Consider the following 24,471-nt stretch of genomic DNA (forward strand, 5'->3'; position numbering starts at 1 on the left):
GCCAGCATGTACTACGCGATCGTCTTCCTCCCTCTCGTCGGCTTCCTCGTCGCCGGCCTGTTCGGCCGCATGATCGGCCCGCGCGCCTCCGAGCTGGTAACGACCGGCCTCCTGTTCGTCGCCGCCTTCTTCGCCTGGATCGTGTTCTTCCAGACGGCGTTCGGCGGGCATGACAGCACGGTCGAACTGTTCACCTGGTTCGCCACGGGCGGGCTCGACGTGAAATGGGCCATCCGCGTCGACACGCTGACCGCGGTGATGCTGATCCTCGTCACCACCGTTTCCTCGCTCGTGCACCTCTATTCGATGGGGTACATGCACGAGGACCCGAGCCGGCCGCGCTTCTTCGCCTATCTCTCGCTGTTCACCTTCGCCATGCTCACGCTGGTGACGAGCGACAATCTGGTCCAGCTGTTCTTCGGCTGGGAAGGGGTGGGCCTCGCCTCCTACCTGCTGATCGGCTTCTGGTACGACAAGCCGTCGGCCTGCGCCGCGGCGATGAAGGCGTTCATCGTCAACCGCGTCGGCGATTTCGGCTTCGCGCTCGGCATCTTCGCCGTCTACATGATGACCGGCTCGGTCGCCTTCGAGCAGGTCTTCGCCTCGGCGCCGTCGCTGATGGACAAGAACATCCTGTTCCTCGGCCATGAGTGGCACGCGCCGACCATCATCTGCCTGCTGCTGTTCGTCGGCGCCATGGGCAAGTCGGCCCAGCTCGGCCTGCACACCTGGCTGCCGGACGCCATGGAAGGCCCCACCCCGGTCTCCGCGCTTATCCATGCCGCCACCATGGTGACGGCCGGCGTGTTCATGGTGGCGCGGCTCTCCCCGCTGTTCGAGCTGTCGCAGACGGCGCTCAACGTGGTGATGTTCGTGGGTGCCTCGACCGCCTTCTTCGCGGCGACGATCGGCTGCGTGCAGAACGACATCAAGCGCGTGATCGCCTATTCCACCTGCTCGCAGCTCGGCTACATGTTCGTCGCGCTCGGCACGGGGGCCTATTCGGTGGGCGTGTTCCACCTGCTCACGCACGGTTTCTTCAAGGCGTTGCTGTTCCTCGCCGCCGGCTCGGTCATCCATGCGATGCACCACGAGCAGGACATGCGGCACATGGGCGGCCTGTGGCGGAAGATCCCCTTCACCTACGCCACGATGATGATCGGCGGCCTGGCGCTGACCGGCTTCCCCTTCACGGCCGGCTATTTCTCCAAGGACGCCATCATCGAGACGGCCTTCGTCAGCCACAGCCCGTTCTCGACCTATGCCTGGACGCTGACGGTGGCGGCGGCGGCGCTGACCTCGTTCTATACGTGGCGGCAGATGTTCATGACCTTCCATGGGCATCCGCACGACCATCATCATTACGAGCACGCGCATGAATCGCCGCTCACCATGCTGATCCCGCTCGGCGTGCTGTCGATCGGCGCTCTCTTCGCGGGCATGATCCTCTATCCCTACTTCGTCGGGCACGACGTGGATCACTTCTTCCGGGAGGCCATTTTCATGGGCCCGGAGAACAAGATCCTCGAGGAGATCCACCACATCCCCGGCTGGGCCAAGTGGGCGCCCACGGTGATGATGGCGATGGGCTTCGCGATCGCCTACTGGATGTATGTGGTCAACCCGGCCATCCCGAAGGGCCTCGCCAAGCGCAATGACGGGCTGTACCGCTTCCTGCTCAACAAGTGGTATTTCGACGAACTGTACGACTTCCTGTTCGTGCGGCCGACCAAGTGGCTGGGCACCTTCCTGTGGAAGCAGGGCGACGTGCGAGTGATTGATGGCTACGGCCCCAACGGCGTCTCCGCCCGCGTGGTCGACGTCACCAACCGTGTGGTGCGGCTGCAGTCCGGCTATCTCTATCACTATGCGTTCGTGATGCTGGTGGGCGTCGCGGCCCTCATCACCTGGTTCATGTTCGGGGGCGCGCACTGATGTACGACTGGCCCATTCTCTCCGTCGTCACCTTCCTGCCACTGGTCGGCGCGCTGCTCATCGTCCTGATGATCCGGGGCGACGACGAGGTGGCCAAGCGCAATGCCCGCTGGGTCGCCCTGTGGGCGACGCTCGTCACATTCGTTATCTCGCTGCTGCTGCTGGCGGGCTTCGAGTCGACCAGCCACGAGTTCCAGTTCGTCGAGCACAAGGCGTGGCTCGGCGAGGTCGCCGCCTATCGCATGGGCGTGGACGGCATATCGCTGCCGTTCCTGCTGCTCACCACGCTGCTGATGCCGATGTGCATCCTGGCGAGCTGGGAATCGATCCAGGTTCGCGTCAAGGAGTACATGATCTGCTTCCTGGTGCTCGAGACGCTGATGATCGGCACCTTCGCGTCGCTGGACTTGCTGCAGTTCTACATCTTCTTCGAGGGCGGCCTGATCCCGATGTTCATCATCATCGGCGTCTGGGGCGGCAAGCGGCGTATCTACGCCACGTTCAAGTTCTTCCTCTACACGCTGGCCGGCTCGGTGCTCATGATGCTCGCCATCATGGCCATGTACTGGCAGGCGGGCAGCACCGACATCGCGGCGTTGCTGAAGTTCAACTTCCCCCCGGGTATGCAGACCTGGCTATGGCTCGCCTTCTTCGCCTCCTTCGCGGTGAAGATGCCGATGTGGCCGGTGCACACTTGGCTGCCCGACGCGCATGTCGAGGCGCCCACGGCCGGCTCGGTGATCCTGGCGGGCATCATGCTGAAGATGGGCGGCTACGGCCTCCTGCGCTTCAGCGTGCCGATGTTCCCCGACGCCTCGGCCTATTTCGCGCCCTTCGTCTTCACGCTCTCGGTCATCGCCATCGTCTACACCTCGCTGGTCGCGCTGGTGCAGGAAGACATCAAGAAGCTCATCGCCTATTCCTCGATCGCCCATATGGGCTACGTGACGATGGGCATTTTCACCCTGACCCAGGAAGGCATCCAGGGCGCGGTGTTCCAGATGGTGAGCCACGGCTTCGTCTCGGGCGCACTGTTCCTGTGCGTCGGCGTCATCTACGACCGCATGCACACCCGCGACATCGCCGCCTATGGCGGGCTGGTGCACCGCATGCCGGTCTACGCCACGCTGCTCATGGCCTTCACCATGGCCAATGTCGGCCTGCCCGGCACGTCGGGCTTCATCGGCGAATTCCTCACGCTGCTGGCCGCCTTCGGGCGCAACACGTGGGTGGCCTTCTTCGCCACCACCGGCGTCATCCTCTCGGCCGCGTATGCGCTCTGGCTCTATCGCCGGGTGGTGTTCGGGCCGCTGGAGAAGGAAAGCCTCAAGTCCATTCTCGACGTGAGCCCGCGCGAGATGGCCTCGCTCGTGCCGCTGCTGTTCTTCACGATCCTGTTCGGCGTCTGGCCGCAGCCCATTCTCGACGCCTGCAACGCCGCGGTGAACGCGATCGTTGCCCGCGCGGATGTGGCGGCCGGTGCCATCAAGGCGGCGAGCCTGGTGCTGCCGTGAACCTGTACATGATCCTCGCGGAGCCTCGCTCATGACGTTTACCCTCTCGGCGCTCGGCCCCGCGCTGCCTGAACTGCTGCTGGCCGTTTCCGCCATCGCGCTCATCCTGTTCGGCGCCATCGTCGGTCCGAAGTCGACCGACACGGTGAACGGTCTGGCGCTGGCGGCGCTGTTCGCGGCGCTGGTGCTGGTCATCCTCGGCCCGACGCAGGCGACGCTGTTCGGCGGCAGCTTCGTGCTCGACGCCTATGCGCGCTTCCTGAAAGTGCTGGCGCTGATTGGCGCGGGCGGCACGCTCGCCATGTCGGTCGACTGGCTGAAGATCGAGAAGCAGAGCCGGTTCGAATTCGCGATCCTGGTGCTGCTGTCGACGCTCGGCATGATGATGCTGATCTCGGCCGGCGACCTGCTGGCGCTCTATATGGGCCTCGAGCTGATGAGCCTCGCGCTCTACGTCATCGCGGCCAACAACCGTGAGTCGGTGCGCTCCACCGAGGCAGGGCTGAAATATTTCGTGCTGGGCGCGCTCTCCTCCGGCATGCTTCTCTATGGTGCCTCGCTGATCTACGGCTTCACCGGCTCGATCAATTTCGGCCACATCGCCGAGGCGGCGCGCGAGCCCTCGCTCGGCCTCATCTTCGGCATCGTCTTCGTGTTTGCCGGCCTCTGCTTCAAGGTGTCCGCCGTGCCGTTCCACATGTGGACGCCGGACGTCTATGAGGGCGCGCCGACCCCGGTGACGGCGTTCTTCGCCGCGGCGCCCAAGGTGGCGGCGATGGCGGTGTTCGTGCGCTTCGCGGTTGAGGCGCTGCCCCATGTCGCGCATCAGTGGCAGCAGATCGTCGTCTTCGTGTCGATCGCCTCCATGGCGCTCGGCGCCTTCGCGGCGATCGGCCAGCGCAACATCAAGCGCCTGATGGCCTATTCCTCGATCGGCCACATGGGCTACGCGCTGGTCGGGCTTGCCGCCGGCACGGAGCAGGGCGTTCGCGGCGTGCTGATCTACATGGCGGTCTATGTCGCGATGACACTGGGCACCTTCGCCTGCATCCTGTCGATGCGGCGCAAGGAAGGCATGGTCGAGAATTACGACGAGCTGGCCGGCCTCGCCCGCACCAGCCCGGTCAAGGCGTTCTTCCTGGCGGTGCTGATGTTCTCGCTGGCCGGCATTCCCCCGCTCGCCGGCTTCCTCGCGAAGTACTACGTGTTCCTCGCCGCGATCGAGGCCGGGCTCTATGCGCTGGCGGTGATCGGCGTGCTGTCGAGCGTGGTGGGTGCGTTCTATTACCTGCGCATCGTCAAGGTGATGTATTTCGACGAGCCGGCGGCGGCCTTCGAGCCGATGTCGACCGAGCTGCGGGCCGTGCTGGCCGTGTCGGGCCTGTTCACGCTGCTGCTGTTCTTCTACCCGGCGCCGCTTCTGTCGGCGGCCGGCGCGGCGGCGAGGGCGCTTTTCTGAGCATGGCGGAGCTTCCCGGCGCGACGCCGGTCATCCGCTACGAGACGATCGGTTCCACCAATGCCGAGGCGCTGGCCCATTCCGATGGGCCGGCGCCTTGCTGGTTCGTCGCGAACCGCCAGACGAGCGGGCGCGGCCGGCGGGGACGGGTCTGGCAGTCGGAACCCGGCAATCTCTACGCAACCCTGCTTCTGGTCGATATCGGCCCGGTGGCCTGCCTGCCGCAGTTGTGTTTTGTCGCCTCGCTCGCGCTTTATGACGCAGTACGGGCCGTCACCGGCATTGATCCGTTGCGCATCGGGCTGAAATGGCCGAATGACGTGCTGATCGACGGGCGCAAGCTCGCCGGCATCCTGCTGGAGGGGGCGGTGCTGCCCGGCGGGCGCCGCGCGACGGTGATCGGTTTCGGCGTCAACTGCGCTCATCATCCGCTTGAGGCCCCTTACCCGACGGTCGATCTCGCGGCGGCCGGCTACCCGACGGATCCGCCGGGTCTGCTGCGGGCGCTGGATGCGGCGATGTGGGACCGGATTGGCCAATGGGATGGCGGCCGCGGCTTTGCGCATACGCGCGAGGCCTGGCTGCGCAGGGCTCCCGGGCTCGGCCAGCCGGTGACGGTGCGGCTTCCCGGGCGCGAGATGCAGGGCGTTTTCGAGGCACTGGATGTTTCCGGTGCTATGGTTCTTCGCTGCCGCGATGGTGGGCGTGAGATAATAAGCGCCGGCGATGTGTTTCCTTCGTCCGGCGCACAGGGGTGAAAGGGAGTGCAGTGAGCAAGTCCACCGAGGAGTTGGTGTTCGCGCCGCTGGGCGGCGTGGGCGAGATTGGGATGAATCTCGGCCTTTACGGCCTCGGACCCCGTCACCGTCGCAAATGGCTCGCGGTCGATCTCGGCATTTCCTTCGCGTCGCCGGACATTCCCGGCATCGACCTGATCATGCCCGACGTCGCCTTCCTCGAACAGGAGGCCAAGCAGGGCAATCTGGTCGGGCTCATCATCACCCACGGCCATGAAGACCATGTCGGCGCGCTGGGGGAATTGTGGCCGCGGCTCGGCTGCACGGTCTACACGACGCCGTTCACCCACGCCCTGGCGGAAGCGCGGCGCCTCGGCGAGCCCGGCGCGCCCAAGGTGCCGTTCCACGTGGTGCCGACCGGCGGACGAGTGCAGATCGGTCCGTTCGACGTGGAATTCCTCCCCGTCGCCCATTCCATCCCCGACAGCCATGGCCTTGCGATCCGCACGCCGCTGGGGCTGGTGGTGCACACGGGCGACTGGAAGATCGACCCCACGCCGGTGGTGGGCAATGTCACCGATCCCGCCCGCTTCGCGGCGCTGGGCGATGAGGGCGTGCGCGCCGTCGTCTGCGATTCGACCAACGCGTTTCGCGAGGGTATTTCGCCCTCCGAGACCGACGTGCAGGAAGTGCTCGCCGAGTTCATCGCCAAGGCGCCGAACCGCGTGGCGGTGACGACCTTCGCCTCCAATGTGGCGCGCGTGCGCTCCATCGCCGAGGCGGCCATTCGGAACGGGCGCGAAGTCGTGCTGGTCGGCCGGGCGATGGAGCGTGTGGTCGGCGTGGCCCGCGAGCAGGGCATGCTGGACGGCCTGCCGGCCTTCCGCCCGGCGGATGCCTATGGCTTCCTTCCACGTGACAAGGTGGTGGCGATCCTGACCGGCAGCCAGGGCGAGCCGCGCGCCGCGCTCGCCCGCATCGCCGATGACGACCACCCCGAGATCGCGCTCTCCCCGGGCGACCACGTGATTTTCTCCTCGCGCACCATTCCGGGCAATGAGCGCTCGGTGAACCGCATCATCAACGCGCTGGTGCTGCAGGGCGTGAAGGTCATCACCGACCGTGACGGGCTGGTGCATGTGTCCGGCCATCCCCGGCGCGGCGAACTGGAGCAGATGTACCAGTGGCTGCGGCCGGAGATTTCCGTGCCCGTGCATGGCGAGCCGCTGCATCTGGCCGAGCATGCCGAACTGGCTCGGGCCATGGGCGTGCGGCAGGTGGTGCGCCTTGTCGACGGCGACATGGTGCGCCTGGCGAGTGCCGATCCGGCGCAGCCTGCCGAGGTGATCGATGAAGTGCCGTTCGGCCGGCTCTACAAGGACGGCCACGTGCTCATCAAGTCGACGGAGCCGGCGGTGGCCGAGCGCCGGCGCATGTCCGTCGCGGGCGTCGTCTCGGTGGCGGTGGCGATGAACGCCAAGGGCGAGGTGGTGGGCGATCCGATGATCGACCTGTCGGGCCTGCCGGAGAAGGGCATCGGCGGCAAGCTGATCGACGACGTCATCGAGGTGGCCGTGCTCGATTGCCTCGACGGATTGCCGCGGCAGCGCCGGCGTGACCCGGACGCGGTTGCCGAATCGATCACCCGCGCGGTGCGCGGGCAGGTCAACGCGGTATGGGGCAAGAAGCCGCTCTGCCATGTGCTGGTGATCACGGTATGAAGGGAGCGCGCCGGGAGCGCGCGCCGCGAGCCGAGTGATCTTCGTGGCCATTCCGTGCGCTGGGATTCCAGCCCCGCCCGCCCGGGCGGGGAGGGGGTGAGCGGGAGGATGTGCTGATGATCGGTCGTCTCAATCATGTCGCCATCGCGGTGCCCGATCTGGAGGCGGCGGTCGCGACCTATCGCGACACGCTCGGGGCCGAGGTCTCGGCGGTGGTCGCCCAGCCCGAGCATGGCGTGAACACGGTGTTCGTGCTGCTGCCCAACACCAAGGTGGAACTGCTCGGCGTGCTCGGCGAGAATTCGCCGATCGCGAAATTCCTGGAGCGCAATCCGGACGGCGGCATCCACCATCTCTGTTATGAGGTGGATGATATCCGCGCCGCGCGTGACCGGCTGGTGGCGGCGGGCGCGCGGGTGCTGGGCTCGGGCGAGCCGCGGATCGGCGCCCATGGCAAGCCGGTGCTGTTCCTGCACCCCAAGGATTTCCTCGGCACCCTTGTCGAGCTTGAGCAGGCGTGAGCGGGCTCCGGCAGGGGCGCAGCCACGATCGGGCTGCCGAACGCGCACGCATGAGACCGCACGCATGAGGGTGGCAGCATGAGTTTCACGACCTATATCGCGATCTACTTCATCGTCTGGTGGACGGTGATCTTCGTCATGCTGCCCTTCGGCGTGCGCTCGCAGCATGAGGACGGGCCGGTGGAAGACGGCACGGAGCCAGGCGCGCCGCAGCGCCCGCTGCTGCTGCGCAAGGCGATCGCCACGAGCATCGTCGCGGCGATCATCGTCGGCCTGTTCGCCTGGTCGGTCGAGACCGGCCGGCTGACGCTGGAAATGTTCCCGATGCCGTTCAAGATCTACTGAGGCGCAAGTCGCTCTGGCGCAGGTCGCTCTGGCGCAGGTCGCTCTCGCGCGCCGCGCCGGCGGCTGACGCGGAAAGCGCCCTCGAGGCGGGAGCGCGGCACAAAAGGACGTGATCAAAAAAAGAGGCGGGACCCAAGGTCCCGCCCTTTTTAACCCTGAACGCCCACACCCGATTCTGCGCCGTTTCGACGTCTGTCAGGGGGCTTTCTTAGCCGTCATTCCTCCCGAGACCTGGACCGGTAGCGCGCCTCTGGCAGCGACAGGCGGACCTCTTTCTAGAGGCCGGCACCATAGAGCAAAAATTAAGGCCTTGTCATCCTTGCGTCGCAATAGATCGATGGTGCGACGCAATATAGTGACCTGCCGTTGCTTGCGCGCGGCCGTGCCAGTGCTGGAGCGCGCAAGGCTGCGGCAGGGCCGCCACCCCTGCGCGCACGAGGGCTTGTATTTTAGTGACCGATCCGGTTTCTGTCGGCCAATATTGCCGCGCTCCCCACGCCGGCCGAATCGCGAGTTTTCCGATGCGCCTGTCCCGTTATTTCCTGCCCATCCTCCGCGAAGTCCCGAAGGAAGCGGAAATCATCTCGCACCGTCTCATGCTGCGTACCGGCATGATCCGTCAGGAGAGCGCGGGCATCTATGCCTGGCTGCCGCTGGGCAAGCGCGTGCTGGACAAGATCTGCAACATCATCCGCGAGGAGCAGAACCGCGCGGGGGCGGTCGAGATCCTCATGCCGACCATCCAGTCGGCGGATCTATGGCGCGAGAGCGGGCGTTATGACGATTACGGCAAGGAGATGCTGCGCATCAAGGACCGGCACGAGCGCGACATGCTGTTCGGGCCGACCAATGAGGAAATGCTCACCGAGATCGTCCGCGCCTATGTGAAGTCCTACAAGGACCTGCCGCTGAACCTCTACCATATCCAGTGGAAGTTCCGGGACGAGGTGCGTCCGCGCTTCGGCGTGATGCGCTCGCGCGAATTCCTGATGAAGGATGCCTATTCGATCGACCTCGATTTCGAGAGCGCGGTCACCGCCTATAACCGGATGTTCGTCGCCTATTTGCGCACCTTCGCGCGGCTCGGCCTCAAGGCCATTCCCATGGTGGCCGATACCGGCCCGATCGGCGGCAATCACAGCCACGAGTTCATCATCCTCGCCTCCACCGGCGAGAGCCAGGTGTTCTGCCATGCCGATTATCTCGCCATGGACACGCCGGCGGCGGGGGTGAACTTCGATGACGCTGAGGAACTGCAATCCATCGTGAACCGCTGGACCAGCCTCTATGCGGCCACGGAAGAGAAGCATGACGAAGCCGCGTTCGGGGTGATTCCCGAAGGCGAGCGTCTCTCCGCCCGGGGCATCGAAGTGGGTCACATCTTCTATTTCGGCACCAAGTACTCGGCTCCCATGGGCGCCAAGGTGACGGGACCCGACGGCGTGGACAGCCCGGTGCACATGGGCTCCTACGGCATCGGCCCCTCGCGACTGGTGGCTGCCATCATCGAGGCCTCGCATGACGAGAACGGCATCATCTGGCCGGAGGCGATCGCCCCGTTCAGCGTCGGCCTGCTGAACCTCAAGGCCGGCGATGCCGCAACCGACGCCGCGTGCGATTCCATCTACGCCACGCTGACGGCCAAGGGCGTCGACGTGCTCTATGACGACACGGACGAGCGGCCCGGCTCGAAATTCGCCACCGCCGACCTCATCGGCCTGCCGTGGCAGATCATTGTCGGCCCGAAGGGGCTGGCGGCCGGCACGGTTGAACTGAAGCGCCGCGCGGACGGTGCGCGCGAGACGCTGTCCCTCGAATCGGCGCTGGCGCGGATTGTCGGATGAACGCCACTGGCGGAGCACGCATGGCAGCAAAGAAGATCGCGAAGCCCTCCGCGAAGGCGCAGCCCAAGGCTGACGCCGCGCCGACGGGAACGCGCCCATTCAGCGCCTATGAATGGATGCTCTCGCTGCGCTACCTGCGCGCCCGCCGCAAGGAAGGCTTCATCTCGGTCGTCGCCGGTTTCTCCTTCCTCGGCATCATGCTCGGTGTGGCGACGCTCATCATCGTCATGGCGGTCATGAACGGCTTCCGCACCGAGCTGCTGTCGAAAATCCTCGGCCTCAACGGCCACCTGCTGATGCAGCCGCTGGAAAGCCCGCTCACCGATTATGACGTGGTGGCCAAGCGCATTGCCGGCGTGCCGGGCATCAAGCTGGCGGTGCCGCTGGTGGAAGGGCAGGCGCTGGCCTCTTCCGCCTTCAATGCCGGCGGCGTGCTGGTGCGCGGCATTTCCGAGGCCAATCTGCGAGCGCTGCCCTCCATCGGCAGCAATATCCGCCAGGGCACGCTGGACGGCTTCGACGAGGGCTCGGGTATCGCCATCGGCAAACGCCTCGCCGATCAGCTCTCGCTGCAGGCGGGCGACAATCTCACGCTGGTCGCGCCGCGCGGCGCCGTGACCCCCATGGGCACGACGCCGCGCATAAAGGTCTACAAGATCGCCGCCGTGTTCGAGATCGGCATGTCGGAATATGACAGCGCCTTCGTGTTCATGCCGCTGACGGAGTCTCAGGCCTATTTCAACAAGAACGGCGACGTCACCGCGATCGAGGTCTACACCGACAATCCCGACGACATCGAGCGCATGCGCGCGGCGGTGCACGACGCCTCCGGCCGGCCGGTCTACATCGTCGACTGGCGCCAGCGAAACGCGACCTTCTTCAACGCGCTGCAGGTCGAGCGCAACGTGATGTTCCTCATCCTCACGCTGATCGTGGTGGTGGCGGCCTTCAACATCATTTCCGGCCTCAACATGCTGGTGAAGGACAAGGGGCGCGACATCGGCATCCTGCGCACCATGGGGGCGACGCGCGGGGCGATCATGCGCATCTTCCTCGTCACTGGCGCGGCCATCGGCGTGGTCGGCACGCTGGCCGGCTTCCTGCTCGGTCTGCTGGTCTGCCTGAATGTCGAGGAGATCCGCCAGTTCATCTCCTGGCTGACGGCAACCGAACTGTTCTCGCCCGAGCTTTATTATCTCAGCCGTCTGCCGGCGGAGATGAATGCCGGCGAGACCACGGCCGTCGTCATCATGGCGCTGGTCCTGTCCTTCCTCGCTCCGCTCTACCCGTCCTGGCGCGCGGCGCGCCTCGATCCGGTGGAAGCGCTGCGCTACGAATAGGGGGCGCACGTGTCCGCTGAACCGTCGCCTGCCGTTCCGGCCTCCATCGCTCCGAAGGGCGCGGTGCTGCGCCTCGAAGGGATCCAGCGCCGCTATGTACAGGGCGAGGGTACGCTCGAGATTCTGCGCGGCGTCGATTTTTCCGTCATGGAAGGCCAGTCGGTCGCCCTTGTCGCGCCGTCCGGCACGGGCAAGTCGACCCTGCTGCACGTGGCCGGCCTGCTGGAGCATCAGGATGCCGGCGAGGTGTTCATCGCCGGTGCGGGAACGGCGGGCCTGCCGGATTCGGAGCGCACCCGCATCCGCCGCACCGAGATCGGCTTCGTCTACCAGTTCCACCACCTGCTGCCCGAGTTCTCCGCGCTGGAGAATGTGATGCTGCCGCAGATGATCCGCGGCCTTGCCAAGCGCGAGGCGGCGGCCCGCGCCAGGGAATTGCTCAGCTATCTCGGCCTGGCCAAACGGCTGGACCATCGCCCGGCGGAACTGTCGGGCGGCGAGCAGCAGCGCGTGGCCATCGCCCGCGCGGTCGCCAACGCCCCGCGCGTTCTGCTCGCGGACGAGCCTACCGGCAATCTCGACCCGCACACCGCTGACCACGTGTTCCACGCGCTCTCGCAGCTGGTGGAGGCCACTGGCCTCGCCGCCATCATCGCCACGCATAATCTGGCGCTCGCCGCCCGCATGCACCGGCGCGTGACCCTGCAGGACGGGCTGGTCGTCGAACTGGCGTAGCGCACCGTCGACCGACGCGAATCGCGAAGGCTGGGGACATCACCCGGCCGCGCTGCGTCGAGCCCCTTCATTCGACGTGGCTTGCGGGCCGTGCGGGCGATCTACAGCGATGCCGGCGAATGTGCGGCGCATTTGCACGCCAGCACCTCCACGCAATGGTAATCCCATGCTATTTCAGGCCGCATCTGGGGTAGGATCGGGGCGTATCCATGTCGGCGGAGCTTCTTTTCCGTATCGAGCACATGACGCTACTCGCGCTCGTCATCGTCGCCGCCGTGGCCTTGATCGTGGTGCTGCGCCTTCTCGGCCGGCGCAGCGTCGCGCCACAGGCTTCGCAGACGCTGCAGGGCGATGGCGGCTATGACTATCCCGTGGCGGGGGCGGATGATCACCAGGCGGTGCTCGGGCGCATCGCGGGCCGACATGTGCCGGCCGAAGGCACGGACTGCACCGCCGAGCTTCTGCCCGACATTTCGCGGGCCGGCGAACTGCGCGCGATCTGGGTGACGGTCGAGGGCGCCCGCATCGGCCATATCGCGCCTCTGGAGGTCCCCCATTTCAACGCCGCGCTGGATGGCCGTGCGGCGCGGTGCGAGGCCGTGGTGGTGGCTTCGAAAGTGGGGCGGCTGTCGGTCAAGCTCGATACGGTCTGGCCACCGCGTCTCGACTGACGCCGCGCGCGATGCCGGAATCAATCTGGCGAGAAGGTCGGGTAAGCCATTGACGCGGCTTGCTGTGGGGCCGGTCGCGCGGCCGTCGATCTGGCGAAAGACGAAGCGGGGGGGCCGGGCCTCCGCGACAGCCGAAGCCAGGCGCCACGGGGCGAATCACCGCGGGAAGATCCCGCGTTATCGGTTCGTCAACCACGCGATGGAACGAAAGAAGAACATAATTTGACTCCGGGGATTATGGGGGTAATGTTCCTCATATGTTCCATGGAGGTCGACATGATCCGCATCCTTCTTCAGGAAGTCGCCGCACTGGCCTCGGTCGGGCTGTTCGTCACCGTTCTCGGCCTCTGGGCCGGCGTGCTCAGCGGGATCTGAGGACAGCGGGGACCATTTCCGCGCCGGGGTGGACGACGCCGGCGCGCGCGCCCACCATTAAGGGCTTGAGATCCGAGTCGCAGGAGGAACCCGATGGCCGCCGATCCAGGCTTCGTGCATCTGCACGTCCATTCGTCGTTCTCGCTGCTGGAGGGCGCGCTTTCCATCGCCAAGCTGGCGGACCTCGCCAAGAAGGATCATCAGCCTGCGATCGCGCTGACCGATACCGGCAACCTGTTCGGTGCGCTGGAATTCTCCGAGAAGATGTCCGGCTCGGGCATCCAGCCCATCGTCGGCTGTTCCTTGGCGATCGATCTTCCCGGTCCGGCCCCGCGCGGCCCGGCCGGCGCGCAGCGCCCGCGCGTCGTGCTGATCGCCGCGACGCATGAGGGCTGGGCGAACCTTATGGAACTCGTCTCGCGCTCCTTTCTCGACACCGCGTCCGATGGTGCTCCCCATATCAAGCTCGGCTGGCTGGAGACCTTTTCCGGCGGGCTCATCTGCCTGACCGGCGGGCCCGCCGGGCCGATCGACCGGGCCTTCGCCGCCGGCAGCGGCGAACTGGCGGAGCAGCGGATGGCGACGCTGGCGGAGCTGTTCGGCGATCGGCTCTATGTCGAGATCCAGCGCCACGGCGTGGCCGAGGAGCGCCGCGTGGAAGCCGCGCTGATCGATCTCGCCTACAAGCTGGACCTGCCGCTGGTGGCCACCAACGAGCCGTTCTTCGCCGCGCAGGATGATTATGAGGCGCATGACGCGCTCATCTGCATCGCCGAGGGGCGCCTCGTCGCCGAGGGCGACCGCCGCCATCTGACCCCCGAGCATCGCTTCCGCACCCGCGCCGAGATGGCCGAACTGTTCGCCGATCTGCCGGAGGCGCTTGCCAACACGGTGGAGATCGCCCGGCGCTGCGCCTATCGCCCGCGCACGGCCAAACCCATCCTGCCGCGCTTCACCATGGACCGCGATGAAGCCGAGGAACTGCGCCTGCAGGCGGAGGAGGGGCTGGCGCGGCGCCTCGCCGTGCATGGCCCGGCCGAGGGACTGACGCAGAAGGACTATGAGGACCGCCTCGCCTTCGAACTGTCCATCATCGAGAAGATGCAGTTCCCCGGCTACTTCCTGATCGTGGCCGACTTCATCAAGTGGGCGAAGGCGCAGGGAATTCCGGTCGGCCCGGGACGCGGCTCGGGCGCCGGCTCGCTGGTGGCCTACTCGCTCACGATCACCGATCTCGACCCGCTGCGCTTCGGCCTGCTGTTCGAGCGCTTCCTCAATCCCGAGCGCGTGTCGATGCCGGATTTCGACATCGATTTCTGCCAGGAGCGGCGCGACGAGGTGATCCGCTATGTGCAGCAGCGCTACGGGCGCGACCAGGTGGCACAGATCATCACCTTCGGCACGCTGCAGGCGCGCGGCGTGCTGCGCGATGTCGGCCGCGTGCTGGAAATGCCCTATGGCCAGGTCGACAAGCTGTGCAAGCTGGTGCCGCAGAACCCGGCCAATCCGGTCTCGCTCAAACAGGCGATCCAGGACGAGCCGCGCCTGCAGGCCGAGAGCGACGCCAACCCGGTGGTGAAGCGCGCCTTCGATATCGCGACGCGACTGGAGGGGCTCAACCGCCACGCCTCCACCCACGCCGCCGGCATCGTGATCGGCGACCGCCCGCTCGCCCGGCTCGTGCCACTCTACCGCGATCCGCGCTCCGACATGCCGGTGACGCAGTACAACATGAAGTGGGTGGAGCAGGCCGGGCTGGTGAAGTTCGACTTCCTCGGCCTCAAGACGCTCACCGTGCTGCAGACTGCGGTGCGGCTGGTGGCGCAGCGCGGCGTGCAGCTGGACCTGTCGACCATTCCGCTCGACGACCCCAAGAGCTACGCGATGATGACGCGGGGCGAGACGGTCGGCGTGTTCCAGGTGGAAAGCTCGGGCATGCGGCGCGCGCTGGTGGACATGAAGCCGGACCGGCTGGAGGACATCATCGCCCTCGTGGCGCTCTACCGCCCGGGCCCGATGGCCAATATCCCGGTCTATTGCGCGGTCAAGAACGGGCAGGAAAAGGCGGCCTATGCCCATCCCGCGCTGGAAACCAGCCTGAAGGAGACCTACGGCGTCATCATCTACCAGGAGCAGGTGATGCAGATCGCCCAGACCCTCTCGGGCTATTCGCTGGGCGAAGCCGACCTTCTGCGCCGCGCCATGGGCAAGAAGATCCGCGCCGAGATGGACAAGCAGCGCGAGCGTTTCGTGGACGGCGCCATCGAGCGCGGCGTGGCCAAGGCCAAGGCTTCGGAGATCTTCGACCTTCTCGCCAAATTCGCCGATTACGGATTCAACAAGAGCCACGCGGCGGCCTATGCGCTGGTCGCCTACCAGACCGCCTACATGAAGGCGAACTACGCCACCGAGTTCCTCGCGGCCTCGATGACGCTCGACATGGGCAATACCGACAAGCTGGCGGAATTTCGCCAGGAGGCGCAGCGCCTCGGCATCGAGGTGGTGCCGCCTTCGGTCAACCAGTCCGGCCGCGATTTCGCGGTCAAGGACGGGCGCATCCACTACGCGCTCGCCGCCATCAAGGGCGTGGGCGGGCACGCGGTCGACGCCATCGTCGAGGCGCGCGGCGACCGGCCCTTCGCCAGCCTTTCCGACTTCGCCGCGCGCATCAACGCCAAGGCGCTGAACAAGCGCACCATGGAAAGCCTGGTCAATGCCGGCGCCTTCGATGCGCTGGAAAAGAACCGCGCCCGCGCGGCGGCGGCCATCGACAATATTCTCGGCCATGCCGCCAAGCGTGGGGCGGACGAGGCTGTCGGGCAGAACGACATGTTCGGCGGCCCGGCGCAGGCGGGCGACCTGCCGCTGCCCGATGCCGCTCCCTGGCTGCCGGCGGACAAGCTGCAGAAGGAATATGACGCGATCGGCTTCTTCCTCACCGGCCACCCGCTGGACGATTACGGCAAGGCGCTGGAAAAGCTGCGCGTGCAGCGCTGGAGCGAGTTCACCCGCTCGGTGCGGGCCGGCTCCATCGCCGGGCGCCTGGCCGCGACCGTGGTGAGCCGGCAGGAGCGCCGCACCAAGACTGGCAACAAGATGGGCATTGTCGGCCTGTCCGATCCCTCCGGCCAGTTCGAGGCGGTGCTGTTCTCCGAGACGCTGGCGCAGTACCGCGAATTGCTGGAGCCCGGCACGGCGCTGCTGCTGCAGGTCTCCGCCGAGCTGCAGGGCGAGGATGTGCGCGCGCGCATCCAGACCGCCGAGCCGCTCGATGCCGCCACCGCGCGGATGCAGAAGAGCATGCGCATCTTCCTGCGCTCGTCCGAGCCGCTGGACAGCGTCGCCTCGCGCCTCGGCTCGCTGGCGGGCGGGGGGCGGGGCGATGGCGAAGTGGCCTTCGTGCTGCTGCTCGGCGAACACGGGGCGACCGAGGTGGAAGTGAAGCTGCCCGGCCGCTTCGCCCTCTCGCCGCAGATCGCCGGCGCCATCAAGGCGGTGCCGGGCGTGGTGGCGGTGGAGGCGCATTGAGGGACGGAGGGCCCACGGGTGACGAGCGGTGCTTTGGTGGTGCAGCGCCCAAAGGTGAGCGGAGCTCGTCGAGCGACTGGGAGGAGGGCGCGTGCCGCTGTCTGAAGATCAGCTCTGCGAGATATTTGCCGACGGAGTTCGAGACATCCCGGCGTTGAGGCTCTGGCTGCTGGGCCGAACGAAGTTTGCCGGGCAAGCCGACCAATGCCGGCTATTGGATGGGGAGCAGATGGCCATTCGCCCCAGACGTCGATGGTGGCGCCATTGGTGGTGTTATGTTCCAGAGCTCTCGCGGGAAAGCCTGACCAAGATATTCATGGTTTTTGAGGTCGGCACCACGGGCGAGCGGTTTGCGCTCCATTTTGAAAACAAGCGGCAGGGTTCCAAGTTTAGCCCAGGGCAGGCCGCAGCCTATGCGCCACGGGCCCGGCATATGAGCCTGAAGGCCGAATATCTGTCCTACACCAATTTCCAGACCCTCCTGCTGGCCCCCGCGGACTTTCGGCGCCGCCGCGCAGCGGATGTCGATCGGTTCGATGTCCTTCTTACCTACGATGAGATTGCAAGGTTTCTACCCGCCTTCGGTGCGTCGGAATCGGACTAAAGGCCTTAAAAAGACTTCCGTGGGGCGACTTGATCGCGGACCTTCGAGCGGCCGCCCTGCCTCGCCCAACCCCCGCGACTTGCACCTTTCGCCTAGCTCGCGTATATGCGCGGCCATTCCGCACGCGGACTCGCGGTCGGGCTCCCTTTTCCATGACAACGTGATTGGAAAGCGCCCGCCGCTCCCGGTGCCGTCGCCGAAATCCCTCGGCACGGCCATGTCCGCGGAGGCCAACCGGACGAGAGACGACCATGGCAGTTCCTGATTTCTCCATGCGCCAGCTGCTGGAAGCTGGCGTGCATTTCGGTCACCAGTCGCACCGCTGGAACCCGAAGATGGCCCCCTTCATCTTCGGCTCGCGCAACAACATCCACATTATCGACCTCTCGCAGACCGTGCCGTCGCTTCATCGCGCGCTGCAGGCGGTGTCGGACACCGTGGCCCGCGGCGGCCGCGTGCTGTTCGTCGGCACCAAGCGCCAGGCGGCGGATGCGGTGGCGGATGCGGCCAAGCGCTCGGCCCAGTATTACGTCAACTCCCGCTGGCTCGGCGGCATGCTGACCAACTGGAAGACCATTTCCCACTCCATCGCGCGCCTGAAGAAGCTGGAAGAGCTGCTCAACGCGGGCGAGGGCGTCGGCTACACCAAGAAGGAGCGCCTGACGCTCCAGCGCGAGAAGGAAAAGCTGGATCGCGCCCTCGGCGGCATCCGCGACATGGGCGGCATTCCCGACCTGCTTTTCGTGATCGACACCAACAAGGAAGACCTCGCGGTCGCCGAAGCGCGTCGCCTGGGCATTCCGGTCGCGGCGATCCTCGACACCAATTCCGACCCGGACGGCATCGCCTTCCCGGTTCCCGGCAATGACGATGCCGGCCGCGCCATCAACCTCTATTGCGACCTCGTGGCCCGCGCCGCGCTGGACGGCATCGGCCGCGCCCAGGGCGATGTCGGCATCGATCTCGGCGCGATGGAAGCCCCGCTCGTCGAGGAACTGCCGGCGGAAGCCGCTTGGTCGACCTTCGAGCCGCTCTCGGGCCCGCGCGGCATCGCCGACGACCTGAAGAAGCTCACCGGCGTGTCGCCGGCGATCGAGAAGAAGCTGACCGACCTCGGCTTCTTCCACTTCTCGCAGGTGGCCGCCCTCGACGCCGTGGACGCCCAGCGTCTTGGCGAGGAAGTGGGTCTGCCGGGCCGCGTGGACGGCTGGATCGCGCAGGCCAAGGGACTGACCGCCGAGGTCGAGTGACCACTCGCCTTCGCGAGGATGTCACCGTGTGACATCAAGCATTGCATCGCACGGCCGGCCCGGAACCCTCCGGCCGGCCGTGTCGTCGACTGACATTCGGGATCGTTTGAGGGATCGAACATGGCCAACATCACCGCTGCCCTGGTGAAGGATCTGCGCGAGAAGACCGGCGCCGGCATGATGGATTGCAAGGCCGCGCTGAACGAGGTGGACGGCGACGTCGAAGCCGCCATCGACTGGCTGCGCAAGAAGGGCCTCGCCAAGGCCGCCAAGAAGGCTGGCCGCGTCGCCGCCGAGGGCCTCATCGGCCTGGCCGTGCAGGGCGGCAAGGGCGTGCTGGTCGAGGTGAATTCCGAGACCGACTTCGTTGCCCGCAACGAGCAGTTCCAGCAGCTGGTCCGCGGCATCGCCACCGTCGCGCTCACCGCGGGTGCGGATGTCGAGGCGATCAAGGCGGCTGAATTCGCCACCGGCGGAACCGTCGAGAACGCCATCTCCACCGCCATCGCCACCATCGGCGAGAACATGAACCTGCGCCGCGCCGCCGTCCTGGACGTGGCGCCGGGCGTGGTCGGCTCCTACATCCACGGTTCGGTGGGCGAGGGCCTCGGCAAGATCGGCGTGCTGGTGGCGCTGCAGTCGGAAGGCAAGGCGGACGAACTGGCCGCGCTCGGCCGGCAGATCGCCATGCATGTGGCGGCCGCCAACCCGCAGGCGCTGGATGCCTCCAGCATCCCCGCCGACGTGGTCGCCCGCGAGAAGGGCGTGCTGGCCGAGAAGGCCAAGGCGTCCGGCAAGCCGGATAACGTGGTCGAGAAGATCGTCGAAAGCGGCCTGAAGACCTTCTACAAGGAAGTCACGCTGCTGGAGCAGGCCTTCATCCACGACCCGTCCAAGACGGTGGCGCAGGCGGTGAAGGAAAGCGAAGGCAAGATCGGCGCGCCGGTCAAGCTGGTGGCGTTCGTCCGCTTCGGCCTCGGCGAGGGCGTCGAGAAGCAGGAAAGCGACTTCGCCGCCGAAGTCGCCGCCGCTGCCGGCGTCTGATCGCCCGTGTTCGGCACGAGCCGTTGACAATTGCACGCCGGAGCGCCCAAGGGCGATCCGGCGTGTTTTAGTATGTGCGCGACCCACGTCGCGCGAATCTGCGAGGTGCCCCATGTCGACCGCAACTGAACCCGTCAAACCGGCTTATGCCCGCGTGCTGGTGAAGGTCTCGGGCGAGGCGCTGATGGGAGGCGAGGCCTTCGGCCTGCACTGGCCGACCATCGAGCGCATCGCGCAGGATCTGGTCGAGGCCCGCGGCACCGGCGCCGAGGTGGCGGTCGTGGTGGGCGGCGGCAACATCCTGCGCGGGGCGAGCGTGGCGGGGCAGGGGCTCGACCGCGCCACCGCCGACCACATGGGTATGCTGGCGACCGTCATGAACGCGCTGGCGCTGGAGAAGGCGCTGGAACAGGCCGGCAGCCCGGCGCGCACGCTCTCCGCCATTCCAATGCCGACCATCTGCGAGCCCTATGCCCGCCAGACCGCCTCGCGCCATCTCGAGCGCGGGCGAATCGTGCTGCTCGCGGGCGGCACCGGCAACCCCTTCTTCACCACCGATACCGGCGCCGTGCTGCGCGCTGCCGAGCTGGAATGCGACGCGGTGCTGAAGGCGACCAATGTGGACGGGGTCTACACCGCCGATCCCAAGACCGATCCCACCGCCCGTCGCTATGAGCGGCTGACCCATGATGAGGCGCTGGCCAAGGACCTCAAGGTGATGGACGCGGCCGCCTTCGCGCTGGCGCGCGAGGCGAAGCTGCCGATCGTGGTGTTCTCCATCCGCGAGCCCGGCGCCATCGCGGCGGCGGTCCGCGGCCAGGGGCGCGCCACCACTGTGGCTCCCTAGCCATCGAGCGGTGTACCCGCGCCCGAAAGTGTTTGCCTCGGGCTGGGATAGAGTCGATATAGCCGATGCCGGCTTGCGGGAGCCGGTCTTGGTGTTGCGAGATCAAGAGAAGAGGTTCGCCATGAGTTCTGCGCCGGTCGATATTGCCGATCTCAAGCGTCGCATGCAGGGCGCCATTGGCGTCCTCAAGCAGGAGCTGTCGGGTCTGCGCACCGGGCGGGCCTCGGCGAGCCTGCTGGAGCCGCTGCAGGTGGATGCCTATGGCAGCCACATGCCGCTCAACCAGGTCGCATCGGTCAACGTGCCGGAACCGCGCCTGCTCTCGGTGCAGGTGTGGGATCGCGGCATGGTGGCGGCGGTGGAAAAGGCGATCCGCGATTCCAATCTCGGCCTGAACCCGCAGACCGAGGGGCAGGTGCTGCGCGTGCGCATCCCCGAGCTGACCCAGGACCGCCGGCAGGAGCTGGTGAAGGTCGCGCACAAATATGCCGAGGCCTGCCGCGTCTCGGTGCGTCATGTGCGCCGCGATGGGCTGGATTCGCTCAAGAAGGCGGAGAAGGACGCCGAGGTCAGCAAGGACGACCTCGACCGCCTGGCCGATCAGGTGCAAAAGGCGACGGACCAGTCCATCACCGAGATCGACCAGGTCCTCGCGTCCAAGGAAAAGGAAATTCTGGCCGTCTAGCTCGCGGGTGCGAGAGGGATCCTCCGTGAACATGGCGAAGATCGGGGTGCCGGGTGGCACTCCCAATGAACGTGAGTCCGCAGCGGTGTCGGTTGCCGGCAGCGCCCTGCCGCGGCACGTCGCCATCATCATGGACGGCAATGGCCGCTGGGCGAAGGCGCACGGTTTGCCTCGCTTCGAGGGGCATCGGCGCGGTGTCGAGGCGGTGCGCCGCACGGTCAGCGCCGCCCGCGAGCTCGGCATCGAGGCGGTGACGATCTACAGCTTCTCCAGCGAGAACTGGTCGCGCCCGCTTGCCGAGGTGAGTGAGCTCATGGGGCTGCTCAAGCGCTTCATCCGCTCGGACCTTCGGGACCTGCACGCCAATAATGTGCGCGTGCGCATCATCGGCGAAGGGCACCCCGGCGATTCCGAGATCGAGACGATGCTGCGGGAGACCGAGGTCATCACCCGCGGCAATACCGGGCTTCGCCTCACCGTGGCCTTCAACTATGGCTCGCGCAACGAGATTGCCCGCGCGGTGCAGGGCCTCGCCCGCGATGTGGCGCAGGGCCGGCTGACGCCCGACGATATCACGCCCGAGCGCATCGCCGAGCGCCTCGACACGGCGGATCTGCCGCCGCTCGACCTTGTCATCCGCACCAGCGGCGAGCAACGGCTGTCGAATTTCCTGCTCTGGCAGGCGGCCTATGCCGAACTCGTGTTCCTGCCGGTGCACTGGCCTGATTTCGACCGCTCCTGGTTCGAGAAGGCTCTGTCCGAATACAGCCGCCGCGAGCGGCGTTTCGGCGGCATCGAACCGGACGGGTGTTGAGCCGTTGCGGATCGGTGCCGATTTCCTCCCGCGCCTGGGATCGGCGGTGGCTCTGGCCCCGCTGGTGCTGTTCCTGTGCTGGTGGGGCAGTTGGCCGTATATGGCGCTGGTCGTCGCCACGTCGCTCATCGTGCTGTGGGAATGGCTGGGCATCATCTCCGCCCGGCCCAAGGCGGCGCTGGTCGCGATCGGCGGCGCGGCGCTGGTGCTCGCGTCCCTCATGCTGGTGATCCGCCCCGTCTCGGCCGCGGCCGCGGTCGTGCTGGTGGGCATGGTGCTGATGGCGCTGGTGGCCCGCGGGGGGCGGCAATTGCGGCCCTGGGCGACCGGCGGCCTGTTCTACGCGGCCGCGCTTGCGTTGCCGGCGCTGATTCTGCGGGCGGATACGCATGTCGGGCTCGTCACCCTGATCTGGCTGCTGGCCGTGGTGTGGAGCACGGACATCGCCGCCTATTTCTGCGGGCGTCTGCTTCGCGGGCCCAAGCTCTGGCCGCGTGTCAGCCCGAACAAGACGTGGTCCGGCGCGCTCGGCGGCGCCTTGTTCGGCACGCTGGCCGGCATGTTCACCATCTATCTCGCGGGCCTTCCCTCCGTGCTGCTCGCCGCCCCGGTGGCGCTGCTCGCCAGTGCGGTGAGCCAGCTGGGCGACCTGTTCGAATCGTCGATGAAGCGTCGCTTCGGCGTGAAGGATTCCGGCTCGCTCATTCCCGGCCATGGTGGCCTTATGGACCGGCTGGACGGCCTGATCACGGCCGCGCTGTTCGCGCTGCTGGTCGGGCTCGTCCGCGATCCCGACGCCCCCGCGCTCGGCCTGCTTCTGTGGTGACGGCGCCGAGCGGACCGGGATCGCGGCCAAATATGCATGGGACCGGGCGGACTTTCGCCCAACTTCGCCGTAAACCTTTGGCAGGAAAAGACGACACGAACTCGTCGCCGGCTATGTGGGAAACCTTGTGATGGAAATACTCGCCTCGATGGGCGGCAATGCGAGCTGGCTCCTCGGCTATGTCGTCCCGTTCCTGTTCGTGCTGACCATCGTGGTGTTCTTCCATGAGCTGGGCCATTTCTGGGTGGCCCGCCGCGCGGGGGTCTCGATCGTCGCCTTCTCCATCGGCTTCGGCCCGGAGCTGATCGGGTTCAACGACCGGCACGGTACCCGCTGGAAGATTTCCGCCATTCCGCTCGGCGGCTACGTGAAGTTTCTCGGTGACGACAATGCCGCCTCGACGCCCGATCGCGGCGCGCTGGCGCGCATGAGCGACACGGACCGGCGGGGTAGCTTCTTCCACAAGTCGGTCGGGGCCCGCGCCGCCATCGTGGCCGCCGGCCCGATCGCCAATTTCATTCTGGCGATCGTCATTTTCGCCGGGCTGTTCATGGTGGTCGGCCGCCCGGTGACGACGCCGCAGGTCGATACCGTGCAGGCGGGCAGCGCGGCGGAGCGGGCCGGGTTCGCGCCCAACGACATCATCGTGTCGATCGACGGCACCAAGGTCGACACCTTCGGCGACATGCAGCGCATCGTCAGCACCAGCGCGGATCGCCCGCTCGCCATCGAGGTGGAGCGCGCCGGCCAGGTGCTGACGCTGACCGCGACGCCGGACCAGCGCGAGATCAAGGACAGCTTCGGCAACACCCACCGCATCGGCGTGTTGGGCATTTCGCGCGCCAGCGGCGGGGCGGATGCGCGCACTGAGCGATTCGGCCCGGTGGATGCGACCGTGATGGCCACGCGCGAAGTGTGGTTCATCGTCGACCGCACCTTCAGCTATCTCGGTGGCGTGGTGACGGGGCGCGAATCGGCCGATCAGCTCGGCGGGCCGATTCGCATCGCGCAGGTGTCGGGGCAGGTGGCGACCTTCGGAATCGCGGCGCTGCTTCAGCTTGCGGCGGTTCTCTCGGTTTCGATCGGTCTTCTTAACCTCTTCCCCGTACCGTTGCTGGATGGCGGGCATCTGCTCTTCTACGCCATCGAGGCGCTGCGCGGCCGGCCGCTCAGCGATCGGGCGCAGGAAGTCGGGTTCCGCATCGGTCTGGCGTTGGTGTTGATGTTGATGCTGTTCGCGACATGGAACGATATCCTAAATATCTCAAAATCTTGAGTGGGTTCGCGGGATGGCGTTGCGCATGGGCCACGCCATCCTGAAAAGGCATGAGGGGCGGACCGCCTTGGTTTGCAGGCTCTGGAAAAGCTTGTACAAGCGGATCGCAGGGTGAAGAACGTGCCAGCTTGCGGCCGCAAGCGGCGCGGCGTCAGAACAACGGTAAGGTTGCGCGCCAAATGGCTGGTAGTTTCCGGTTTATGAGTAAGATGGCTTCGATCGCCGGTGTGGTGGCGATGCTGACCGTCGCTGGGGTGGCCGGAGTTGTCGTCGCGCCCGTGAGTGCCGTCGCGCAAAGCGCCAGCTCGATCGTGGTCGAGGGTAACCGTCGCGTCGATGCGGAGACCATCCGCTCCTATTTCCAGAGCAAGCCGGGTGAACCGCTGACCCCGGCGAAGAT

Annotated in this window: 21 protein-coding genes; all 21 read left to right on the top strand. The window is 66.6% G+C overall.

Annotated features, from left to right (window positions below; translation table 11 throughout):
- Nucleotides 1–6 precede the first annotated feature (6 nt).
- Nucleotides 7–1,935 (top strand): NADH-quinone oxidoreductase subunit L, encoded by a 1,929-nt coding sequence (gene nuoL / locus FHS55_RS05185; RefSeq protein WP_183188539.1) that lies wholly within the window; start codon nucleotides 7–9, stop codon nucleotides 1,933–1,935.
- The gene (locus FHS55_RS05190; protein ID WP_183188540.1) at nucleotides 1,935–3,449 is read left to right on the top strand and encodes an NADH-quinone oxidoreductase subunit M; all 1,515 of its coding nucleotides are present in this window, start codon (nucleotides 1,935–1,937) and stop codon (nucleotides 3,447–3,449) included. Before nuoL ends, FHS55_RS05190 begins: the two co-directional genes overlap by 1 nt.
- Before the next feature lie 31 nt (nucleotides 3,450–3,480).
- The gene (gene nuoN, locus FHS55_RS05195) at nucleotides 3,481–4,908 is read left to right on the top strand and encodes an NADH-quinone oxidoreductase subunit NuoN (RefSeq protein WP_183188541.1); all 1,428 of its coding nucleotides are present in this window, start codon (nucleotides 3,481–3,483) and stop codon (nucleotides 4,906–4,908) included.
- Nucleotides 4,909–4,910: 2 nt separating this feature from the next.
- Nucleotides 4,911–5,666, top strand: coding sequence for a biotin--[acetyl-CoA-carboxylase] ligase (locus tag FHS55_RS05200; protein WP_183188542.1), 756 nt, complete (start codon nucleotides 4,911–4,913; stop codon nucleotides 5,664–5,666).
- 11 nt (nucleotides 5,667–5,677) lie between these two features.
- Nucleotides 5,678–7,366, top strand: a complete 1,689-nt coding sequence (locus tag FHS55_RS05205) for an MBL fold metallo-hydrolase RNA specificity domain-containing protein (RefSeq protein ID WP_183188543.1) — start codon at nucleotides 5,678–5,680, stop codon at nucleotides 7,364–7,366.
- 116 nt (nucleotides 7,367–7,482) lie between these two features.
- Nucleotides 7,483–7,887, top strand: a complete 405-nt coding sequence (mce, locus tag FHS55_RS05210; RefSeq protein WP_183188544.1) for a methylmalonyl-CoA epimerase — start codon at nucleotides 7,483–7,485, stop codon at nucleotides 7,885–7,887.
- A 78-nt stretch (nucleotides 7,888–7,965) separates the two neighbouring features.
- Nucleotides 7,966–8,232 carry a DUF1467 family protein gene (locus tag FHS55_RS05215; protein WP_183188545.1) on the top strand — a complete coding sequence of 89 codons (267 nt, stop codon included), beginning with the start codon at nucleotides 7,966–7,968 and terminating at the stop codon, nucleotides 8,230–8,232.
- A 521-nt stretch (nucleotides 8,233–8,753) separates the two neighbouring features.
- Nucleotides 8,754–10,076, top strand: a complete 1,323-nt coding sequence (gene proS / locus FHS55_RS05220) for a proline--tRNA ligase (RefSeq protein WP_183188546.1) — start codon at nucleotides 8,754–8,756, stop codon at nucleotides 10,074–10,076.
- A gap of 20 nt (nucleotides 10,077–10,096) precedes the next feature.
- A complete protein-coding gene (locus tag FHS55_RS05225; RefSeq protein WP_425485774.1) occupies nucleotides 10,097–11,416 on the top strand; it encodes a lipoprotein-releasing ABC transporter permease subunit in 1,320 nt (439 codons plus the stop codon).
- A gap of 45 nt (nucleotides 11,417–11,461) precedes the next feature.
- Nucleotides 11,462–12,151, top strand: a complete 690-nt coding sequence (locus FHS55_RS05230; RefSeq protein WP_183188670.1) for an ATP-binding cassette domain-containing protein — start codon at nucleotides 11,462–11,464, stop codon at nucleotides 12,149–12,151.
- A gap of 209 nt (nucleotides 12,152–12,360) precedes the next feature.
- Nucleotides 12,361–12,822, top strand: coding sequence for a hypothetical protein (locus FHS55_RS05235; protein WP_183188547.1), 462 nt, complete (start codon nucleotides 12,361–12,363; stop codon nucleotides 12,820–12,822).
- Nucleotides 12,823–13,290: 468 nt separating this feature from the next.
- Nucleotides 13,291–16,725, top strand: coding sequence for a DNA polymerase III subunit alpha (gene dnaE / locus FHS55_RS05240; protein ID WP_183188548.1), 3,435 nt, complete (start codon nucleotides 13,291–13,293; stop codon nucleotides 16,723–16,725).
- Between the two features lie 91 nt (nucleotides 16,726–16,816).
- The gene (locus tag FHS55_RS05245) at nucleotides 16,817–17,329 is read left to right on the top strand and encodes a hypothetical protein (RefSeq protein ID WP_183188549.1); all 513 of its coding nucleotides are present in this window, start codon (nucleotides 16,817–16,819) and stop codon (nucleotides 17,327–17,329) included.
- A 251-nt stretch (nucleotides 17,330–17,580) separates the two neighbouring features.
- Entirely contained in the window at nucleotides 17,581–18,579 is a 999-nt protein-coding gene (locus FHS55_RS05250; protein WP_183188550.1) for a 30S ribosomal protein S2, read from the top strand.
- A 120-nt stretch (nucleotides 18,580–18,699) separates the two neighbouring features.
- Nucleotides 18,700–19,623: a translation elongation factor Ts gene (gene tsf, locus FHS55_RS05255; RefSeq protein ID WP_183188551.1), complete on the top strand. Its 924-nt coding sequence runs from the start codon at nucleotides 18,700–18,702 to the stop codon at nucleotides 19,621–19,623.
- A gap of 112 nt (nucleotides 19,624–19,735) precedes the next feature.
- Nucleotides 19,736–20,470: a UMP kinase gene (pyrH, locus tag FHS55_RS05260; protein WP_183188552.1), complete on the top strand. Its 735-nt coding sequence runs from the start codon at nucleotides 19,736–19,738 to the stop codon at nucleotides 20,468–20,470.
- Nucleotides 20,471–20,591: 121 nt separating this feature from the next.
- Complete coding sequence (frr, locus tag FHS55_RS05265) at nucleotides 20,592–21,155, top strand: ribosome recycling factor (RefSeq protein ID WP_183188553.1); 564 nt, start codon at nucleotides 20,592–20,594, stop codon at nucleotides 21,153–21,155.
- Between the two features lie 31 nt (nucleotides 21,156–21,186).
- Nucleotides 21,187–21,969 carry an isoprenyl transferase gene (locus FHS55_RS05270; protein ID WP_183188554.1) on the top strand — a complete coding sequence of 261 codons (783 nt, stop codon included), beginning with the start codon at nucleotides 21,187–21,189 and terminating at the stop codon, nucleotides 21,967–21,969.
- Nucleotides 21,970–21,973: 4 nt separating this feature from the next.
- Nucleotides 21,974–22,795, top strand: a complete 822-nt coding sequence (locus tag FHS55_RS05275; protein ID WP_183188555.1) for a phosphatidate cytidylyltransferase — start codon at nucleotides 21,974–21,976, stop codon at nucleotides 22,793–22,795.
- Between the two features lie 130 nt (nucleotides 22,796–22,925).
- Complete coding sequence (gene rseP, locus FHS55_RS05280; protein ID WP_183188556.1) at nucleotides 22,926–24,071, top strand: RIP metalloprotease RseP; 1,146 nt, start codon at nucleotides 22,926–22,928, stop codon at nucleotides 24,069–24,071.
- A gap of 209 nt (nucleotides 24,072–24,280) precedes the next feature.
- Nucleotides 24,281–24,471, top strand: a 191-nt coding sequence (locus FHS55_RS05285; protein WP_246339821.1) for a hypothetical protein, incomplete at its 3' end; no start/stop codon positions are given.

It is taken from the genome of Ancylobacter tetraedralis, from assembly GCF_014195655.1.
In the GTDB taxonomy this organism is placed as follows: domain Bacteria; phylum Pseudomonadota; class Alphaproteobacteria; order Rhizobiales; family Xanthobacteraceae; genus Ancylobacter; species Ancylobacter tetraedralis.

Excerpts from the sequence above, each read along its gene's own strand:
- FHS55_RS05235 (WP_183188547.1), top strand. The coding sequence starts at position 12,361 with ATGTCGGCGGAGCTTCTTTTCCGTATCGAGCACATGACGCTACTCGCG.
- mce (WP_183188544.1), top strand. The coding sequence starts at position 7,483 with ATGATCGGTCGTCTCAATCATGTCGCCATCGCGGTGCCCGATCTGGAG.
- proS (WP_183188546.1), top strand. The coding sequence starts at position 8,754 with ATGCGCCTGTCCCGTTATTTCCTGCCCATCCTCCGCGAAGTCCCGAAG.
- nuoL (WP_183188539.1), top strand. The coding sequence starts at position 7 with ATGTACTACGCGATCGTCTTCCTCCCTCTCGTCGGCTTCCTCGTCGCC.
- pyrH (WP_183188552.1), top strand. The coding sequence starts at position 19,736 with ATGTCGACCGCAACTGAACCCGTCAAACCGGCTTATGCCCGCGTGCTG.
- FHS55_RS05250 (WP_183188550.1), top strand. The coding sequence starts at position 17,581 with ATGGCAGTTCCTGATTTCTCCATGCGCCAGCTGCTGGAAGCTGGCGTG.
- tsf (WP_183188551.1), top strand. The coding sequence starts at position 18,700 with ATGGCCAACATCACCGCTGCCCTGGTGAAGGATCTGCGCGAGAAGACC.
- frr (WP_183188553.1), top strand. The coding sequence starts at position 20,592 with ATGAGTTCTGCGCCGGTCGATATTGCCGATCTCAAGCGTCGCATGCAG.
- FHS55_RS05225 (WP_425485774.1), top strand. The coding sequence starts at position 10,097 with ATGGCAGCAAAGAAGATCGCGAAGCCCTCCGCGAAGGCGCAGCCCAAG.
- FHS55_RS05190 (WP_183188540.1), top strand. The coding sequence starts at position 1,935 with ATGTACGACTGGCCCATTCTCTCCGTCGTCACCTTCCTGCCACTGGTC.
- FHS55_RS05200 (WP_183188542.1), top strand. The coding sequence starts at position 4,911 with ATGGCGGAGCTTCCCGGCGCGACGCCGGTCATCCGCTACGAGACGATC.
- FHS55_RS05215 (WP_183188545.1), top strand. The coding sequence starts at position 7,966 with ATGAGTTTCACGACCTATATCGCGATCTACTTCATCGTCTGGTGGACG.
- rseP (WP_183188556.1), top strand. The coding sequence starts at position 22,926 with ATGGAAATACTCGCCTCGATGGGCGGCAATGCGAGCTGGCTCCTCGGC.
- FHS55_RS05270 (WP_183188554.1), top strand. The coding sequence starts at position 21,187 with ATGGCGAAGATCGGGGTGCCGGGTGGCACTCCCAATGAACGTGAGTCC.
- nuoN (WP_183188541.1), top strand. The coding sequence starts at position 3,481 with ATGACGTTTACCCTCTCGGCGCTCGGCCCCGCGCTGCCTGAACTGCTG.
- dnaE (WP_183188548.1), top strand. The coding sequence starts at position 13,291 with ATGGCCGCCGATCCAGGCTTCGTGCATCTGCACGTCCATTCGTCGTTC.